The 17,148-nt window shown below is 39.0% G+C and carries 21 protein-coding genes; 7 read left to right on the top strand and 14 right to left on the bottom strand.

What is annotated here, in order from left to right:
• Positions 1–27: 27 nt before the first annotated feature.
• The 3 genes from QMN06_RS06220 to QMN06_RS06210 are packed head-to-tail and all read right to left on the bottom strand — an operon-like array spanning position 28 to position 2,716.
• Positions 28–1,020, bottom strand: a complete 993-nt coding sequence (locus tag QMN06_RS06220; protein WP_281971680.1) for an FAD-dependent oxidoreductase — start codon at positions 1,018–1,020, stop codon at positions 28–30.
• Between the two features lie 10 nt (positions 1,021–1,030).
• Positions 1,031–1,735: a substrate-binding domain-containing protein gene (locus QMN06_RS06215; RefSeq protein ID WP_281971679.1), complete on the bottom strand. Its 705-nt coding sequence runs from the start codon at positions 1,733–1,735 to the stop codon at positions 1,031–1,033.
• Between the two features lie 21 nt (positions 1,736–1,756).
• Positions 1,757–2,716: a tripartite tricarboxylate transporter substrate binding protein gene (locus QMN06_RS06210; protein ID WP_281971678.1), complete on the bottom strand. Its 960-nt coding sequence runs from the start codon at positions 2,714–2,716 to the stop codon at positions 1,757–1,759.
• 77 nt (positions 2,717–2,793) lie between these two features.
• Here QMN06_RS06210 and QMN06_RS06205 point away from each other — a divergent pair, with 77 nt between their 5' ends.
• On the top strand, positions 2,794–3,624 hold the full coding sequence (locus QMN06_RS06205) for a ferritin-like domain-containing protein (RefSeq protein WP_281971677.1): 831 nt from the start codon (positions 2,794–2,796) through the stop codon (positions 3,622–3,624).
• A complete protein-coding gene (locus QMN06_RS06200; RefSeq protein ID WP_281971676.1) occupies positions 3,621–4,082 on the top strand; it encodes a MaoC family dehydratase in 462 nt (153 codons plus the stop codon). Before QMN06_RS06205 ends, QMN06_RS06200 begins: the two co-directional genes overlap by 4 nt.
• Here the strand turns inward: QMN06_RS06200 and QMN06_RS06195 are convergent.
• The 8 genes from QMN06_RS06195 to QMN06_RS06160 form a co-directional block, all read right to left on the bottom strand.
• On the bottom strand, positions 4,071–5,129 hold the full coding sequence (locus QMN06_RS06195; RefSeq protein WP_281971675.1) for a phosphotransferase family protein: 1,059 nt from the start codon (positions 5,127–5,129) through the stop codon (positions 4,071–4,073). The genes QMN06_RS06200 and QMN06_RS06195 overlap by 12 nt on opposite strands.
• Positions 5,126–5,521 carry a PaaI family thioesterase gene (locus QMN06_RS06190; protein ID WP_281971674.1) on the bottom strand — a complete coding sequence of 132 codons (396 nt, stop codon included), beginning with the start codon at positions 5,519–5,521 and terminating at the stop codon, positions 5,126–5,128. The genes QMN06_RS06195 and QMN06_RS06190 overlap by 4 nt, the downstream gene beginning before the upstream one ends.
• Before the next feature lie 12 nt (positions 5,522–5,533).
• Positions 5,534–6,712: an acetyl-CoA C-acyltransferase gene (locus tag QMN06_RS06185; RefSeq protein WP_281971673.1), complete on the bottom strand. Its 1,179-nt coding sequence runs from the start codon at positions 6,710–6,712 to the stop codon at positions 5,534–5,536.
• A 21-nt stretch (positions 6,713–6,733) separates the two neighbouring features.
• On the bottom strand, positions 6,734–8,824 hold the full coding sequence (locus QMN06_RS06180; RefSeq protein WP_281971672.1) for a 3-hydroxyacyl-CoA dehydrogenase NAD-binding domain-containing protein: 2,091 nt from the start codon (positions 8,822–8,824) through the stop codon (positions 6,734–6,736).
• Positions 8,825–8,951: 127 nt separating this feature from the next.
• On the bottom strand, positions 8,952–9,680 hold the full coding sequence (locus QMN06_RS06175) for a 2-phosphosulfolactate phosphatase (RefSeq protein ID WP_281971671.1): 729 nt from the start codon (positions 9,678–9,680) through the stop codon (positions 8,952–8,954).
• 3 nt (positions 9,681–9,683) lie between these two features.
• Positions 9,684–10,142 carry a MaoC family dehydratase gene (locus tag QMN06_RS06170; protein WP_281971670.1) on the bottom strand — a complete coding sequence of 153 codons (459 nt, stop codon included), beginning with the start codon at positions 10,140–10,142 and terminating at the stop codon, positions 9,684–9,686.
• Positions 10,143–10,161: 19 nt separating this feature from the next.
• Positions 10,162–10,617, bottom strand: a complete 456-nt coding sequence (locus tag QMN06_RS06165) for a PaaI family thioesterase (RefSeq protein WP_281971669.1) — start codon at positions 10,615–10,617, stop codon at positions 10,162–10,164.
• 2 nt (positions 10,618–10,619) lie between these two features.
• Positions 10,620–11,417, bottom strand: coding sequence for an enoyl-CoA hydratase-related protein (locus tag QMN06_RS06160; protein WP_281971668.1), 798 nt, complete (start codon positions 11,415–11,417; stop codon positions 10,620–10,622).
• 85 nt (positions 11,418–11,502) lie between these two features.
• On the opposite strand from QMN06_RS06160, the gene queE reads away from it, so the two are divergent.
• The 5 genes from queE to QMN06_RS06135 are packed head-to-tail and all read left to right on the top strand — an operon-like array spanning position 11,503 to position 15,740.
• The gene (queE, locus tag QMN06_RS06155; protein ID WP_281971667.1) at positions 11,503–12,168 is read left to right on the top strand and encodes a 7-carboxy-7-deazaguanine synthase; all 666 of its coding nucleotides are present in this window, start codon (positions 11,503–11,505) and stop codon (positions 12,166–12,168) included.
• A 7-nt stretch (positions 12,169–12,175) separates the two neighbouring features.
• Entirely contained in the window at positions 12,176–12,634 is a 459-nt protein-coding gene (gene queD / locus QMN06_RS06150) for a 6-carboxytetrahydropterin synthase QueD (RefSeq protein WP_281971666.1), read from the top strand.
• Complete coding sequence (gene tadA / locus QMN06_RS06145) at positions 12,588–13,088, top strand: tRNA adenosine(34) deaminase TadA (RefSeq protein ID WP_281971665.1); 501 nt, start codon at positions 12,588–12,590, stop codon at positions 13,086–13,088. Before queD ends, tadA begins: the two co-directional genes overlap by 47 nt.
• Positions 13,089–13,097: 9 nt before the next feature.
• Positions 13,098–14,072, top strand: a complete 975-nt coding sequence (locus QMN06_RS06140; RefSeq protein ID WP_281971664.1) for an LD-carboxypeptidase — start codon at positions 13,098–13,100, stop codon at positions 14,070–14,072.
• A 60-nt stretch (positions 14,073–14,132) separates the two neighbouring features.
• On the top strand, positions 14,133–15,740 hold the full coding sequence (locus QMN06_RS06135; protein ID WP_281971663.1) for an ABC-F family ATPase: 1,608 nt from the start codon (positions 14,133–14,135) through the stop codon (positions 15,738–15,740).
• A 1-nt stretch (position 15,741) separates the two neighbouring features.
• Here QMN06_RS06135 and QMN06_RS06130 read toward each other — a convergent pair whose 3' ends face one another.
• Genes QMN06_RS06130 through QMN06_RS06120 form a run of 3 tightly spaced genes read right to left on the bottom strand, consistent with a single transcriptional unit; the run spans position 15,742 to position 17,142 of the window.
• Positions 15,742–15,957 (bottom strand): DUF1289 domain-containing protein, encoded by a 216-nt coding sequence (locus tag QMN06_RS06130; RefSeq protein WP_281971662.1) that lies wholly within the window; start codon positions 15,955–15,957, stop codon positions 15,742–15,744.
• Positions 15,954–16,352: a lactoylglutathione lyase gene (gloA, locus tag QMN06_RS06125; protein ID WP_281971735.1), complete on the bottom strand. Its 399-nt coding sequence runs from the start codon at positions 16,350–16,352 to the stop codon at positions 15,954–15,956. The genes QMN06_RS06130 and gloA overlap by 4 nt, the downstream gene beginning before the upstream one ends.
• Before the next feature lie 58 nt (positions 16,353–16,410).
• On the bottom strand, positions 16,411–17,142 hold the full coding sequence (locus QMN06_RS06120; protein ID WP_281971661.1) for an ankyrin repeat domain-containing protein: 732 nt from the start codon (positions 17,140–17,142) through the stop codon (positions 16,411–16,413).
• Between the last annotated feature and the right edge of the window lie 6 nt (positions 17,143–17,148).

The raw sequence follows: 17,148 nt of genomic DNA, 5'->3' as shown, positions 1-17,148 counted from the left end.
TTGAGTTTCAAAGTATGTAATTGTTACTTATACTGCTCGCATTTTTATTTCATTTGATAATTTCAAGCCACTTAACCATGCGCCTTCAACTCTGCCTCCGTGAAGCCAATCGCCGCAAAGTCCTAGTTTCATGTTTTCAAAGAAACTATATTCAGGGCTAGGACTTATTGCTCCGCTAGCATAACGCCAGCGGTGAGTAGAAATTTCAGCGCTCTGAAAATGAAAGCCTAGCTTTTCAGCACACTCCAAAATACGCTTACATGCTTCTTCTTTATTTAATTCCATCCACTCTTGACTCCATTGCGGATTCGCTTGAAACGTCCATGACTCTTGACCTGTTCGTCCTGGTTTTGAATTATTTCTCGAGATCCAACTAATGATTTCGTTATTAACAAAGGCGGCATCAAAGGACACTTTAGGCTGCTCTGCAAATTGTGCCATCACAGTCCAACACCCCAACATATTGAAGTCTTTACAAGACTCTTCAATTGATTCATCTACGAATTTAGTAAGAATAAAAGCTTGTGTAGCAGGAAGGGCGATTACCAACCAATCAAATTGATCTTCAATATTCCCTGATTCGATACTATGGAGAGACCACTTACCATTTTGACGAGAAATTTGATCAATTGTTTGATTAAATTCTATTGTTAGATTCTTAGCTAAATATTTACCAGGTGAATTCATCGCCGGAATACCTACATAACGATTCTCTAAAACCGATCCATCTCGCCACTCATTGGACTCAAATACTTTTAAATTAGGATACCAAGCGCCTGCAACACCAGCGCTAATCCAAGTTTGTAGTTCCTCAATAAAGAGGGAGTCTCTTGCAGTGAAGTATTGTGCGCCGTGGTCTGCTGCCCAGTCCTCACGACTACGAGTGCTCATCCGTCCGCTAGGGCCACGACTTTTTTCAAACACCTGGACCCTAAAGCCATCCTCTTGTAATTGAGTAGAGCAATTAAGACCCGCTAAACCTGCTCCAATAATAGCAACATTTTTATTGATCGGATTCATATTGGTTTCTTTAGATTAAATAACCAATTCTTTTTCTAATTACTAGTGAATCCTGCCCGACTAAAACATCGGCAAGATTTTTTGCTAAAACAGAATTTTTAGAATTCTTACATATACCAAGGGTGTAGTCGGTATTCAACTCAAGTTCTTGTGGTAATAAACCAATTAAATCGACACCTGAGCAGATATTGATTTCCGTAGTCTGTGTGCCGCCAATCACATTTGTATCTGGATCTAATGCCATTTGCGCCATCGCTGTAGCACCATTTGGAAAGGTTTTAAAACGAGTTGCTAATTCTTGATCTAAGCCAAGAGTTTTCATCACCTTCATAAAGTGGATACCTGCAGTTGATTTTTCCATATCCGGAAAATATAGGGCAGGTGCAGATCGAAAAGCTTCTTTTAGTTCATCAACTGTTGAAATCTTAGGTGATGGCGAAGTTCTTTTACTTGGAATGGCTATACCTGTAGGTACTATACCTAATGACCTAACTGAGTTGGGATCTACATGACCAGAATTCACAAGTTCATCAACTAAAGATTTTGATAGGATCACAAGATCACACGCCTCACCTTGCAAAACCAAATCACGCATCGCACCCACAGCGCTAAAAGTGCCGTTGATTTTACATTGATTGGTATTTTCAAAATCTTCCTGAATACCCTTTACAACTCCAGCTGCCGCACCACCACTTAACACTCTAATTTCAGTCATTATTTCATTCCAAGTTAAACATTAATCAGGTTTGATACCTGCAGACTTTACAATCGCTGACCATTTTGCAATATCTGCTTCTAAATATTTTGTAAATTCCGTTGGAGTCATAACAAGAGGAAGGGCACCTTGTTTAGCCCAAGTATCTTTTACATCTTGTTGTGCAATAATTTTTCTAATGGAATTATTTAGTATGGTTATAACTTCCGCTGGAGTACCCTTTGGCGCCATAAATCCCAGCCAGATTGTGGCTTCATATTTCGGTACTCCTGATTCATTTACAGTTGGAATATTGGGTGTGATTGCTGAGCGTCGACTTCCTGTAGTTGCTAGGGCATGAACCTTATTTTCTTTAACAAACTCATTCATGGTTGTTACAGCATCAAACATCATATCCACTTGACCGCCAATCACATCAGTTCTAGCGCCTGAACTACCTTTGTAGGGAATATGAGTAATATCAAGTCCCGCCATAGATTTAAATAATTCACCAGCCATATGATACGGAGTTCCATTACCAGAAGAAGCGTAGTTATATTTACCTGGTGATGCTTTAACTAGAGCAAGTAATTCAGATAAGTTTTTAACTGGCATTTTAGGATTGACTACTAAAATCAAGTCAGAGTAATTGACTGGAGCAACAGCTACAAAGTCCTTCATTAATTGAAATGGCTTATTTGGAACTAATGATTCATTAACGGTCTGAGTGTTAGACATCATCAATAAGGTATAACCATCTGCAGGAGATTTAGCAGCAAAATCTGTACCAATAATTGAGCCAGCCCCAGGTTTATCCTCAACAATAAATGATTGTTTCAAGTCTTCTTGTAATCTTTGGGCCATGAAACGGGCATAGTTGTCTGCTGGACCACCTGCAGCAAAGGGGACAATAATCTTAACTGGCTTATTGGGGTAGGCTTGGGCAAGTAAGAGGGTTGGCAAGCTTAAAAAAGTTGCAATAATACAAGAGAAAATTTTCATGGGTCTCCTTCGATGGGATAATTGATATACGTATAATTTACCACTTTTAAGATAAATTTTCTTATCCCTGAATGGCTATGTCACGACAACCAAATCTAGTTAAAGACAATATCCGATTACTGGCTTATCAAGCCCTGATAGAACTAGATCCTTTAACCAAAAAAGCTCAAGTTGATCACATCGTGGCAGGTATTGTTCATGAAGATTTTTCTATTCAAGATCTTTCAATTCCTGTAATTGAAGAATCATTGATTCCTGGACGACCTCAAGAACCTCAATTAGTTAATCCTTTATCAGTAAAAAAACGGTCAATGCACACCATAGAGGGCAGGGCTATAGCGATTCATGCATTAGCTCATATCGAGTTTAATGCGATTAATCTTGCACTTGACGCTGTCTGTCGATTCCCCAATATGCCAGATCAATATTATCTTGATTGGATCAAAGTTTCTGGGGAAGAAGCTAAGCATTTTTTTATGTTAAAAAATCATCTCAAATCGCTTGGCTTTGATTATGGAAATTTTCCGGCACATGATAGCTTATGGGAAATGGTCGAAAAAACGAAAGGGGATATACTAGCTCGAATGGCTCTAGTGCCAAGAACAATGGAAGCAAGGGGCTTAGATGCAGTTCCACTGATTCGTGCAAGATTTTTACAAGCGAAGGATCTTGACATGGTTGATATTTTAGATGTCATCCTAAAAGACGAGATTGGTCATGTTGAAATCGGTAACCGTTGGTTTAATTTTTTGTGTAAGGAGCGAGAAGTTGACCCAATCCAGATATTTAAGCTCTTATGTCGGCAGTACAAAGCACCCCATTTAAGAGGACCTTTTAATATTGAAGCGCGTAAACAAGCCGGATTCACTGCAACGGAAATTAATTTATTACTGGATAATTATTTATGACCAAGGTTTTGTTTCATGACTCAAGCGAACTAACTCATTTAATCGGCAAAGAGGTTGCTGTAAGTGAATGGTTAGAAATCAAACAATCGATGATTCAAACATTTGCTGATTGTACAAACGATCATCAGTGGATCCATACCGATGTTGAAAGGGCAAAAAAAGAATCTATTTATGGAACTACAATTGCTCACGGATTTTTAACTCTTTCATTAATTCCATACTTTTTAGAGTCCTGCATTGCATATCCTTTTGCCAAAAGATCGATTAATTATGGCTTAAATAAAGTACGATTTCCTCATGCCGTTACCGTGAATAGTAAATTACGTGGCAGGTTTTTTGTTCAAGAAATTATTCCGATCGAAGATGGGGTTCAAATCGAATGGAATATCCATATTGAAATTGATGGGATTGAAAAACCTGCTTGTGTAGCTGATGTGCTATTGCGCTTATATTTTTAAGACTTGTTCCCATGCAAGCTCAGCGAGTGGTTTAGCTTTCTTACCGGCATCCATTGCATGATCACTTGAGGCATTCCCCTGAATGGCTCTAGCCATAATTCCTTGTAAGATAGCGGCTAGACGGAACATATTAAAAACAATATAAAACTCCCAATCTTTAGGGTGATCAATGACCTGACCTGTTCGTTTAAGGTAAGCACTTAAATAATCTGCTTCATTTGGAATACCAAGACTTTTAATATCAACGCCACCTAGACCTCTAAATAAATCAGGAGAGAGACGCCATACCATGGCATGGTATGCAAAATCAGATAAGGGATTTCCGAGAGTGGATAGTTCCCAATCAAGAACACCAATGATTCTTGGTTCAACGGGATGGAAAATTAAATTATCTAATCTAAAATCTCCATGAACAAGGCGTGTTGAATCATATTTTGGAATATGCTGTGGAAGCCAATCAATTAAATTATCCATAGCAGGTATTTTTTCAGTCTCCGACGATCGATATTGTTTCGTCCATCGTTCAATTTGGCGTTGAACATATCCGCCAAAACGACCATAATCTTCCAAGCCAATTTCTACAGGGTCGAATGCATGCATTTGAGCAATGATCGCATTCATGGCATCAAAAACTTGTGGCCTATCTTGATGAGATAATTCTGTTAAACGAGGATCCCAAAAAACTCTACCCTGAAGATAGCTCATCAAGTAAAACTCAGATCCTATAACACTTGTGTCGGAACAATATCCAAGTGGTTGAGCTACTGGAAAATGATGCTGATAAAGTGCCTTAATGACTTTATATTCACGATCAATAGCATGGGCACTTGGAAGAAGATTGCCTGAGGGTTTTCTTCTTAAAACATAAGATGATTCATTGTGTTTCAATAAAAAAGTAGGATTAGATTGGCCACCTTTAAACTGACTAAGTTCCAGTGGCAGTTGAAGATCTATATTGGGAAGATGATCTTTGGCCCATGCTAAGAAGAGATTACTGGAAAAGGTGTTTTCCTCACTTAATGGTTTAGTGCCAGAAAAATCACTCATTTTTTAATATCTACTAATTTAAAAGTTCCCATTGCTTTTGCAACCATTTCACCTGTAACATCAGTAACAGTAGCTTCACAGAAATGTATTGATTTACCACTGCGTAAAACCTTACCGCGCACGATGAGCTTTTCCTGACCACCTTTCATAAAAGCAATGGACATATCGATCGTCAGTCCTGCCCCATGATGCTTAGCTTTCGATTTTGCTGACATGGCCATAGCAAAATCCATCAATGTCATTAAAATCCCACCATGAGAGAATCCCATCGGATTAAGGTGATGATCTTTTAACTCAAGCGTAGCTTCCACTTCACCTTCAGCAATCTCGCGCGCCTCAACACCAAGATGTGCAATGAAGGGTACATGAATACCAAAATATTCTTTTTTCAATTATCTAAATCCTTAACAAACTTCAAATAAACCAGCAGCGCCTTGTCCACCACCAACACACATCGTAACAACGACATATTTCGCTTTACGACGTTTTCCTTCGATCAATGCATGTCCAACCATTCTGGCACCAGATACACCATAGGGATGACCAACCGCAATCGCACCACCATTCACGTTTAAAATTTCATCTGGAATACCAAGTTTGTCCTGACAATATAATACTTGTACAGCAAAAGCTTCATTCAGTTCCCACAGTCCAATATCAGACATTTTTACCCCAGTTCTTTCTAATAGCCTTGGGATAGCAAATACAGGTCCAATACCCATTTCATCGGGCTCGCACCCAGCAACAGCAAAACCCCTAAAAATGCCCAATGGTTGTAATCCTCGTTTTTCAGCTAATTTCGCATTCATAACTACTGCAGCACTAGCTCCATCAGAAAATTGGCTTGCATTCCCAGCTGTAATAACACCTCCAGGCAACGCGGATCTTATTTTACTAACCGCTTCTAGATTGGTATCAGCACGAATTCCTTCATCCTCTGAAATAGTCACTTGCTTCGTTGAAAGCATTTTTGTATCAGTGTCTGCAACTCCCATAGTGACTTGAATAGGTGCAATTTCGTCAATAAAGAGGCCTTGATCTCTTGCATGTGCTGCCCGTAATTGACTACGAACACCATACTCATCTTGACGATCTTTACTGATGTTGTAGCGCTTTGCGACTTGCTCGGCCGTTTGAAGCATCGTCCAATATAGTTCTGGTTTGGTTTTTTGAAGTGATGGCTCGAGTAGCATGTGTTGATTCATTTCTAGTTGTACACAAGAGATTGATTCAACGCCACCTGCTACTAACATGGGAACTTGATCAACGATGACACGTTGTGCAGCCATTGCAATAGCTTGTAAACCTGAAGAGCAAAAACGGTTTATCGTTACACCACCAACAGATACTGGAAGTCCTGCTTTAATAGCAATTTGCCTAGCAATATTGAGTCCTGTCGCACCTTCTGGGTTTGCACAACCCATCATGACATCCTCAATCTCAGCAGGATCGACTTTGGCTCGAGAAACAGCTTCTTGAACAACATGACCCCCCAGTACTGCTCCATGCGTCATATTAAAGCCACCTCGCCAAGACTTAGTCAGGGGAGTGCGTGCTGTTGAAACTATTACGGCATCAGTCATGATATCTCCTTGAATTAATAATTAGGAACCAGTCAAGGTTTTCATTTGGGTTAAAGAATCTTGCAATAACTTAGCAGGAAGCCAAAATGGGTCTTTGCTACTTTCATAGAATTTCAAGCAAACTTGAATGACTTGAAACAAACCAATTTCATCAGCATACTTCAAAGGACCACCACGATAGACAGGAAAACCATAACCTGTGAGATAGACAATATCGATATCCGATGCTCTTTGAGCGATACCTTCCTCAAGGATTCGAGCACCCTCGTTAATCAACGCAAAAATACAATATTGAACAATTTCTTCACTCGAAATCTTTCGAGCTTGAATGCCTTTTTTTGCTCTAAATTCAACCAAGAGTTGTTCTAGTTCAGGGTCTGGAATAGGCTTGCGGTTACCTTTTTCATAGAGATACCAACCTTTTCCAGTTTTTTGGCCAAATCGTCCAGCTTCGCAGATCTGATCTGCAAATGCTGAGTACTTAACCTCAGGTTGCTCAATTACACGACGTTTTCGTATAGCCCAACCAATATCGTTACCGGCTAAATCACTCATTCGAAATGGCCCCATGACCATACCAAAATTCTCTAAAGCTTTATCAATTTGCAATGGAGTTGCACCTTGCTCTAGTAAAAAACCAGCCATTCTTAAATACTGCTCTACCATTCGATTACCAATAAAACCATCACAAACTCGACAAATCACTGGAGTTTTCTTCAATTTTTGGGATAACTTCATCACAGTAGCAATCACATCTTTTGAAGTAAGATCGCCACGAATAACCTCAACAAGTTGCATAACATTTGCGGGACTAAAAAAATGCATTCCAATGACGTCTTGTGGACGACTTGTAAATTGAGCTATCTGATTTACATCTAGCGTGGAAGTATTGGAAGCCAAAATCGCCCCTGGTTTAACAATGGAGTCTAACTTCTTAAATACTTCTTTTTTTACCCCAATATCTTCAAATACAGCCTCGATCACTAAATCCACCTGACTTAAATCTTGATAGTACAAGGATGGTTGAATCAAACTCATTCTTTGTTGAAGTTTTTCAGGTGTTAACTTACCTTTTTTGACTGAACTCTCATAATTGGCTTGAATAATACCTAATCCCTTCGCGAGTTTTTCTTGTGAGGACTCTACAATCGTTACAGGTATTCCGACGTTAACAAAGTTCATAGCAATACCGCCACCCATCGTTCCAGCACCAATAATGCCAACATGCTTAATGTCACGTAATGGCGTATCACTCGGAATATCTGCAACCTTACTCGTGTTTCTTTGAGCAAAAAATGCATAACGCATAGCACGCGAGACGGAGGTATTCATTAATTCTAAAAAGTACTCACGCTCCTTGGCAATCCCTTGCTCAAAGGTTAAGGTAATTGCAGCAGAAATTGCATCAATCACTTTTAAAGCAGCAGGATAGGGTGCGGCAACTGTTTTTACTGTATTTCTTGAAAATTGTAAAAAAGCCTCATGCTCTGGATATTGAATTCGTATATCTCGAATCTTTTTTAGTGGCTTTTTTTCTGCAATGACTTGTTCAGCAAATTGAATCGCAGATGGGATGAAGTCTGTTTCAAATATAGCGTCTAACAAAGGTGTTCCTTTAAAAGCAATAGCAGGAACAGGGTCTCCAGAAAGAATAAAGTTGAGGGCTTTTTCTACGCCAATGACTCTAGGCATTCGCTGTGTACCACCAGCACCAGGTATTAGACCTAGTTTGATTTCTGGAAGAGCTACTGATGCATTGGGGCTAGCTACTCGGTAATGACAACCTAGAGCTAATTCCATACCACCACCCATACAGACTCCCTGAATTGCTGCTATCACTGGTTTAGGGCTATTTTCAATGACTCGAATCACAGATTGTAGATGTGGTTCAGTAATGGCCTTCACAGTGCCAAATTCCTTAATATCAGCTCCACCTGAAAATGATTTTTCAGAGCCAGTAATTATAATTGCTTGAATATTTGGATTTTCAACTGCTTGACGGATTCCATCAATAATTGCAACTCGTAGGTCATAGCCCAAACCATTGACAGGTGGGTGGTTCATGGTAATTAATGCTACGTGATTGTTAGTCTCGAAATGCGTGAGTCCCATATATTATTCCTTTATTTGCTAGCAATTCAATATATACACATGCTGGTTAAATCATTATTTCATTGATGATAATTTGTTTGGGTAGTCATGTTCAATTCATGGTTATTGCTTGCAGCAAAATCATTACTTAAATTAACTCAACTTTTCCTTCAGGAGTTAAATAAGGCACTACTGGATAGATGTCTTTTTGAGCAGCAAAAACTAGCTCCTCACTCCAACTTCTATCATTTAACATTTTCCCAACTCGAGAAGTATTCAATAAATCAATAGCTGATCCACTACCGTGAAATAACTGTGCGGCCTTTGCACTATCAGATAGTTCTAAATCAATTCCACGATGGTGATTTAGAAAAGTCTCTACAAAATATCCTGCACCATAAAAATCTTCGATATTAAACTGGTCGTTAGAACCTGAACAGACGATGAGAATCGTCTCTTCTTGCCAATCATTCATAACATGTTGAACAATCGACTGAGCATTGAGAAGGCAACCTACCAATGTTTTCTTTGCAGTTTTGCAGTCATTTAAAGCTACTGTTCCATTTGTCGTGCAATACACTAAATGACAATTTTCCATGCCTGACCTCAAAAGTGCGATGGGTGTTGGTTGAATAAAGCCAAATAAAGTGTCCGCGTTAAGTTCTCCTGAAAACTTATAACTTTGGTAACTAGGATTGTTTTTCAAAGTTAATGCTTGTTCATAATTTCTCACTGGAATAATCTGCCCACAGCCGTTTGCCATTGCGGTCACTATCGACGTAGTTGCAATCAAGATATCAAGAACGATGACGATTTTATCGTGTAACTGTTCTTTTTTTAACTCTGATTTATTGGTTAATACGTGTAATTTATTCATTAGCTATTTTGCACTTGGACGTTTCTCAAACATATTCCAAGCTTCGATACTTGTGGTTAGTTCATCATGTTGGTTATAGCAACTCCATGTTGATTGAATCATGCCAAGATGAGGTTTGCTATTCAGGGCCCGAGTATCGAGGACTTCTACTACGGTTCTTAGAGTATCACCAGGTCGAACGGGTTTTATCCATTTAAGGCTATCAAGTCCAGGTGAGCCAATCGATGAGGAGTTCGTCATAAACTTATCGCATACCATTCGCATCATAAAAGAACCCGTTTGCCAACCACTGGCGATGATGCCTTTAAAAATTGTATTTTCGGCATCTTCCTTACTGACGTGAAAACGCTGAGGATCATACTGACTGGCAAATTCCAAAATCTGCGACTCCGTTATGGTCATCGGTCCACAATGGATAACTTGACCTTTAAAAAAATCTTCCCAATAATAAAAATGACTCATTTTCTATTCCTAATCTCTTTTATGAACTAACTCTTTGCAAGCGCTGCAACATAGTAAAAACTCCACTTGTGCGCAGTATTAACTTTTCACCTACTTTTAAATAACAATCTGCAAAACTCATTTTGGCACCAATTTTATGAATTTTTATTTCTGTATGAACCCAGTCACCCGGTTTAGGGCTTGCAATAAAATCTGAATTCAAGTGGACTGTCACCAGCTTTTGTGGTGGATCCGTTGCTCTAGATAAGTTATATCCTAATGCAGAATCTGCCATCGAAATCAACATTCCACCATGTGCTGAACCCCAAATATTCGTATGTTTATCTTCAATCAAGATACCAAATATTTTTTCATGATGACCATCTTCATGAATATGATCTTTGTAGTACCAAGGACCCAATAAAGTTAAAAATTTTTCTGCTGTTGCAGACATTGTATGTTGTTCAAAACCATCAGGAATACTCGATATCGTCATTTTTATGCTGTAGATGAGGGTTTAAAAAGCGCTCGGTTAGGGGATCTTTTTTCTATAAAGGCCAGAAGAATTTCCTTAGCAGCAGGTTGTTGCAATAACTTGATGAACTCATTAAATTCATTCTCGATAGTTTCATTTATTGCAGAGATATGATGTTTTTTTAATAATCTCTTACTCGACTGCAGTGCATTAATTGGTTTCATGGCTAATTGATGACAGACTTCTAGAGCATTAGTCAGTAATTGTTCTTTGGCGCAAATTTGATTGATAATCCCAGCTCGATAAGCTGTTTCACTATCAAAATAATTACCTAACATCAACAGTTCATTACTTAATTTTGACCCAGCGATTAAGGGCAATATATAGCTTGATGCTCCTTCTGGACTCAATCCTAGATTGACAAAAGGTAGTTGAAATTGTGCATCCTCAGTAGCAATGACAAAATCACAATGCAGAAGTAGGGTAGTGCCAATGCCAATCGCTTTTCCGCCAACGGCAGCCACCAAAGGTTTTTGACAATTGGCAATAATTTTTAAAAAATCAAAGGCTGCCGATGCGTCCGCTTGACTGGGATTAATAAATTCATTCAAGTCATTACCCGAAGTAAAAAGATCTTCTTGAGCATGGATATAAATTACGTGAACTTCTGGATTGGCTTCCCCATGATGAATTGCATCCTTAAGACACTGGTACATGGTAGAAGTAAGAGCGTTTTTTTTCTCTCGACGGTCAATTTCTATCTCTAAGATATGCTGATGAATACTAACTTTGATATGGGAAGTAGGATCAGATTGAATCATGAATTTCCAGTATTTTTGAATAGAAAAACTTGCTTGAATTATCAATTAAAAAAATATTGCCTTGTTCAAGTTTAAAATAGAACCTATGTATACAGTAAAAGAAATCTTTAGTACCTTACAAGGCGAAGGGGCACAAGCTGGAAGAGTCTCGGTTTTTTGCCGTTTTACGGGTTGTAATTTATGGTCAGGGCGTGAAGAAGACCGCCTCAACTCGATATGCCAATTTTGCGATACTGACTTTAATGGCACTGACGGTTTAGGTGGTGGCAAATACGCCACGGCACTAGATTTGGCAAAGGCCATTACTCAAGAATGGGCAAAGATGAATTTGTCCAATACTTATCGTTATGTTGTTTTTACTGGTGGAGAGCCTCTTTTACAGTTAGATCATGCGTTGATTCAAGCATTAAAAAATGAGCAGTTTGAAATTGCCATTGAGACCAACGGCACTCTAATTCCCCCTAAGGGCATTGATTGGATTTGTGTAAGCCCCAAAGATGGAAGTGATTTAGTTCTATTACAAGCTGACGAAATTAAGTATGTTGTGCCCCAAAAACATGAAATACCTCAAAAAGAAAAGATAATTCAACGGCTCAAGCGTTTTGAGCAAATGAACTTTAAGCACTTTTTTCTTCAGGCCATGGATAGTCCTGCAAAAGATCAACATCTTCAGCTTGCCGTTGAGTTATGTAAAGAGCGCCCCATCTGGCGATTAAGTATTCAGCAACATAAATATCTAAATTTACCTTGAGAAACTAATGTCACTATTTCAAATTACCCGAAGACTAGAGTTTGATGCAGGTCATCGAATTCCAAATCATCAAGGTCAATGCCGTCATCTTCACGGTCATCGTTACCAAATTGAAGTTACTTTACGTGGTGAATTAAACCAAAGCCAAGGAAGTTCAGAGGAGGGGATGATGATGGACTTTGGGCATATAAAATCTATCATGCAGGAATTGATTATTGATCCTTGGGACCATTCTTTTTTTGTGGCAAAAATAGATACTCAGTTGATAGAGTTTTTAAAAACAATACCTGATCATAAAACAACCATCATTGATGGTGTCCCAACCGCTGAAAATTTAGCCAAAATTGCTTTTGATCTTGTAGCCCCAGTATTACTTGAGAAATATTTGGGGCGCATCCGTCTTTATCAATTAAGGCTTTATGAAACTCCTAACTGTTGGGCTGATATCTTTGATGAGCCAGTTTGATCACAACTATTGGATGAGGATTGCCTTAGAGGAGGCAAATCGAGCTGCTGTGGAAAATGAGGTTCCTGTTGGGGCAGTCTTAGTAGACAACAACCACGAAATATCTCGAGGTCATAACATGCCTCTTCAACTGCATGATCCAACCGCTCATGCGGAAATCATCGTATTACGAAATGCAGCGAAAACTCTTGAAAACTATCGCTTACCAGGACTTTCTTTGTACGTAACATTAGAGCCTTGTTTAATGTGTGCAGGTGCCATCATGAACTCTAGAATATCCAATGTCTATTTTGGGGCATCTGATAGTAAGACTGGAGTTGCTGGTAGTGTGATAAATGCCTTTGAGAATACACAACTCAATCATCATTGTGCAATTGAGGGTGGAATTTTGGCGCAAGAAAGTGCGACAGTACTCAAAGATTTCTTTAAATTCAAGCGTTTAGCAAAAGAGTAAAATAATTTTATGTCTACTTCCCAATTACCCTTATATTGCTTTGCTCCTTCAGGAAAAATATCGGATATTGAGTCTATTTATAGAGCAAAGGCCTTTCTTGAAGCAAGGGGATTTGAACTTCATAATATCGAATGTGCGAATCGAGTGTATCAACGATTTGCTGGATCGGATCAAGAAAGACTCAATGAAATTAATGACTTACCTGAAATAACTGCATCTATTGGCCCTCATATTGCCCTTGCCATGCGAGGTGGTTATGGAATTTCAAGGCTGTTGCCTCACATCCAATGGGATCGATTAGCCAAAGCAGTCGATGATGGTTTGGTGATTGTTGGTCACAGTGATATTACTTCACTAGAAATTGGCTTATTTGCTAAAACTGGCCGGGTTAGTTACGCTGGTCCCATGCTGAGTTATGATTTTGGCCGTCAACCAGCCGAGTTATCTCAATTTACCTTACAGCACTTTCAAGATACTGTCCTTCATCATGAGTTTGAAGTTCAAGTACAGCATCAGCAACATTGGCTACAAACAAGCCATGCACATTATGAAGGTACGCTTTGGGGAGGTAACTTAAGTATCTTAGTAAGCTTACTAAACACCTCATATTTCCCAAGCAAATCATTGATTAAAAACGGTATTTTATTTATTGAAGATGTCAACGAGCACCCATATCGTGTTGAAAGAATGCTCTTGCAGCTATTACAGGCAGGCGTACTTGATTCTCAACAGGCCATTTTGTTTGGTGATTTTTCAAGCTATCAACTTAGTCCGCATGACGATGGTTATGACCTAAATGCCTGTATTTCTGTAATTCAATCGCAGTTAAAGGAGCTTGGGGCACATACCCAAATCTTTAACAATTTACCTTTTGGTCATTGCCATGATAAGTTAACCCTTCCAGTCGGTGGCATGTGCCAAATAATCGGTAATCGAGAAGGTTTTCATCTAAAAAGTATTAAAAAACAATTGCTTCAGAAGTGAAAGGCAATGTTAAAATAAGCTTCTTTTAACGATTTCATCTCTTTTTTCCTGAGTTATCACGTGCTAGCAACCTCCAATATCACCATGCAGTTTGGGCAAAAGCCCTTGTTTGAAAATATTACAGTTAAATTTGGTGGCGGTAATCGTTACGGTTTAATTGGCGCTAATGGTTGCGGTAAGTCTACATTCATGAAAATCTTGGGGGGAGAATTAGAACCTTCCTCTGGTCATGTCATGCTCGAACCAAATATTCGTTTGGGTAAATTACGTCAAGATCAATTTGCTTTTGAGGAGTTGCGTGTGTTAGATGTCGTGATGATGGGGCATGCGGAAATGTGGACTGCTGCTCAGGAGCGCGACGCAATATATGCCAATCCCGATGCCACAGAAGATGACTATATGCATGCAGCAGAACTTGAAAGCAAGTATGCTGAATATGGCGGCTATACAGCCGAAGCAAAAGCAGGGGAGCTATTATTAGGCGTTGGTGTTCCAATTGATCAACATCAAGGGCCAATGAGTGCGGTTTCTCCAGGCTGGAAATTAAGGGTTTTACTTGCGCAAGCTCTATTTGCAGATCCAGATGTATTGCTTCTTGACGAACCAACTAACAACCTCGATATTCATACGATTCATTGGCTTGAAGACGTTCTCAACGAACGTAATAGCACGATGATTATTATTTCTCATGATCGACACTTTTTAAATTCCGTTTGTACCCATATGGCGGATATGGATTTTGGTACTTTACGAGTTTATCCAGGTAATTATGATGACTATATGCTTGCTTCTGCGCAGGCAAGAACTCAGCAAATGTCTGATAACGCAAAAGCAAAAGAAAAGATTGCTGAATTACAAGACTTCGTTCGACGATTTTCTGCCAATAAGTCCAAAGCAAGACAAGCTACATCAAGACAACGACAATTAGAGAAAATTGAAGTTGCAGATATTAAACCCTCTTCGCGTCAAAACCCTTTTATACGCTTTGAACTAGAAAAAGTATTACACAACATTGCCGTTGAATGTGAGGGCATCACCAAAGAGTTTGACCGCACGATTTTTAAAAATCTCAACATTACCATTCAACCAGGTGAAAAGATTGCCATTATTGGTCAAAATGGAGCAGGGAAGACGACTCTTTTAAATACCATTTTGAGTGAACGTTTTGATGGTATTTCATCGGATCATGGCAAAGTACGTTGGGCAGAGCACGCCAATCTTGGCGTGATGCCTCAGGATACAAATGAGTGCTTTCCGAAGGATATGGTTCTGTCTGATTGGATGAATCTATGGGCTAAACCTGGTGATGATGACCAAGCAATTAGGAGCATATTAGGGCGATTGCTCTTTTCCGGACCAGATATTACGAAGTCTGTAAAAGTTATTTCTGGGGGAGAAAAAGGGCGAATGATTTGGGGTAAATTGATGCTAGGCAGACATAATGTCCTGGCCCTAGATGAACCAACCAATCATATGGATATGGAATCGATTGAGAGTATGCAAATTGCTCTTGAAAAGTTCAAAGGGACCTTGATTTTTGTCTCTCATGACCGTGAATTTGTTTCAGGCCTTGCCAACCGAATTCTAGAAGTAAAGATGGACGGTACCGTGAACGATTTCTCAGGAACTTATGAGGAATATCTCGTCAGTCAGGGCCTTGAAGTCTAAATTAGTCCTGTGGATTCGTAAAGCGCATAGCTGTAGCTTCAAGAGTAATGCGCTCCCATACGTTTTTTTTCTCTGCAGGGCTCATAGCTACCCAGTTTGATACTTCCAAAATAGTTCTCCCACATCCTTTACATACGTCATCAAACAAAGTTGAGCATATTCCGATGCAGGGAGAGTCCACATTTTCGTAATCATTTCCACTGAAGTCATTACTCATTGATGTGTTCCTAGTTGAATCAACTCTATTTTGTAGCCATTGGGATCTTCGACGAATGCAATAATCGTTTGACCACCTTTCACAGGTCCAGCCTCTCTTGTGACTTTCCCGCCTTTTTCTTTAATCTTTTGACAGGTTAGTGCAACATCATCAACCCCTAAAGCAATATGACCATAAAATCCTCCATGATCATAATGATCAACACCGTAGTTATACGTTAACTCTAGTTCACCTTGACCTTCTTGATTTCCTTTGCCATAGGCTAAAAATGCCAATGAGTACTTTTGCTCTGGACGATCGGTAGTCCGCAACAGATTCATACCTAGAACATCTGTATAAAAGTGAATTGATTCTTGGAGGTTGGTGACCCTCAACATGGTATGCAGAAACATTATTCTTTATCTTTCATTCAAATATATCTTATTTAACATAATAATTATTATACGCAATAATTCATTGCTGTGAAGATAGGAGTCTTGGCTTCAAAACGTAATCTTCCCCATACAACTTCTTCCAACGAGACCTTAATCCATCGCCGATTTCCTTTTGGTTATAAAGGTAGGCAAAATCGATCGCAGTAAGATTTTGTGTATTGTGTAATGACAGATCTGCTTGATTGTCCAGGAGGTATTTAACTACCTTGATATGCCCATATCTCGCAGCCATCATCAAAGGTGTTGTATTGGATGGACTTTGAGCATCGATATCAACCTCCTTAGAAATCAAATATTCAACAATATCTAAATGTCCAGAAGTCGCTGCGTAATGTAACGGTGCCCAACCATCTTTATCTGGTTCAGCACCTAAGTCTTCAACCAAATACTTCACTAGATCCAACTTCCCTTTAAATGCTAACATCATCAGTGCATTTTCAGTGCTTTTATTTTCAAAATTTATATTAATATCAGTAACTTGTGTAAGGTATTTAAAAACTTTATAAGCATCTTCTTTGACAGCGTAAGGTAATGGGGCGTCACCATATTTGCTTAATGTATTAGGACTTAAGTCTTTATTATTTAATGATTTTTTTACACCCTCCACATCATCAAAGCTAATTCTTCGAAAAAAAGTATCAATTTCAGGTATGACAATTTCTTCTCTGAAGCTTTTATCATTTGAGTTTTGAGCAAAAACAGCATCAGGAAAACTAACCAATAGGGTAAGAGCAAATAGGATTCGACGCATAGATAA

Source organism: Polynucleobacter sp. SHI8, assembly GCF_027944005.1.
Taxonomy (GTDB): domain Bacteria; phylum Pseudomonadota; class Gammaproteobacteria; order Burkholderiales; family Burkholderiaceae; genus Polynucleobacter.
The sequence above is the reverse complement of the archived record's forward strand: the minus strand, read 5'-3'. Positions and strand labels throughout refer to the sequence as shown.

Excerpts from the sequence above, each read along its gene's own strand:
- QMN06_RS06180 (WP_281971672.1), bottom strand. The coding sequence starts at position 8,824 with ATGGGACTCACGCATTTCGAGACTAACAATCACGTAGCATTAATTACC.
- queD (WP_281971666.1), top strand. The coding sequence starts at position 12,176 with ATGTCACTATTTCAAATTACCCGAAGACTAGAGTTTGATGCAGGTCAT.
- queE (WP_281971667.1), top strand. The coding sequence starts at position 11,503 with ATGTATACAGTAAAAGAAATCTTTAGTACCTTACAAGGCGAAGGGGCA.
- QMN06_RS06185 (WP_281971673.1), bottom strand. The coding sequence starts at position 6,712 with ATGACTGATGCCGTAATAGTTTCAACAGCACGCACTCCCCTGACTAAG.
- QMN06_RS06140 (WP_281971664.1), top strand. The coding sequence starts at position 13,098 with ATGTCTACTTCCCAATTACCCTTATATTGCTTTGCTCCTTCAGGAAAA.
- QMN06_RS06175 (WP_281971671.1), bottom strand. The coding sequence starts at position 9,680 with ATGAATAAATTACACGTATTAACCAATAAATCAGAGTTAAAAAAAGAA.
- QMN06_RS06220 (WP_281971680.1), bottom strand. The coding sequence starts at position 1,020 with ATGAATCCGATCAATAAAAATGTTGCTATTATTGGAGCAGGTTTAGCG.
- QMN06_RS06170 (WP_281971670.1), bottom strand. The coding sequence starts at position 10,142 with ATGAGTCATTTTTATTATTGGGAAGATTTTTTTAAAGGTCAAGTTATC.
- QMN06_RS06120 (WP_281971661.1), bottom strand. The coding sequence starts at position 17,142 with ATGCGTCGAATCCTATTTGCTCTTACCCTATTGGTTAGTTTTCCTGAT.
- QMN06_RS06130 (WP_281971662.1), bottom strand. The coding sequence starts at position 15,957 with ATGAGTAATGACTTCAGTGGAAATGATTACGAAAATGTGGACTCTCCC.
- QMN06_RS06215 (WP_281971679.1), bottom strand. The coding sequence starts at position 1,735 with ATGACTGAAATTAGAGTGTTAAGTGGTGGTGCGGCAGCTGGAGTTGTA.
- QMN06_RS06160 (WP_281971668.1), bottom strand. The coding sequence starts at position 11,417 with ATGATTCAATCTGATCCTACTTCCCATATCAAAGTTAGTATTCATCAG.
- QMN06_RS06195 (WP_281971675.1), bottom strand. The coding sequence starts at position 5,129 with ATGAGTGATTTTTCTGGCACTAAACCATTAAGTGAGGAAAACACCTTT.
- QMN06_RS06205 (WP_281971677.1), top strand. The coding sequence starts at position 2,794 with ATGTCACGACAACCAAATCTAGTTAAAGACAATATCCGATTACTGGCT.
- QMN06_RS06165 (WP_281971669.1), bottom strand. The coding sequence starts at position 10,617 with ATGACGATATCGAGTATTCCTGATGGTTTTGAACAACATACAATGTCT.
- tadA (WP_281971665.1), top strand. The coding sequence starts at position 12,588 with ATGAAACTCCTAACTGTTGGGCTGATATCTTTGATGAGCCAGTTTGAT.
- QMN06_RS06210 (WP_281971678.1), bottom strand. The coding sequence starts at position 2,716 with ATGAAAATTTTCTCTTGTATTATTGCAACTTTTTTAAGCTTGCCAACC.
- QMN06_RS06200 (WP_281971676.1), top strand. The coding sequence starts at position 3,621 with ATGACCAAGGTTTTGTTTCATGACTCAAGCGAACTAACTCATTTAATC.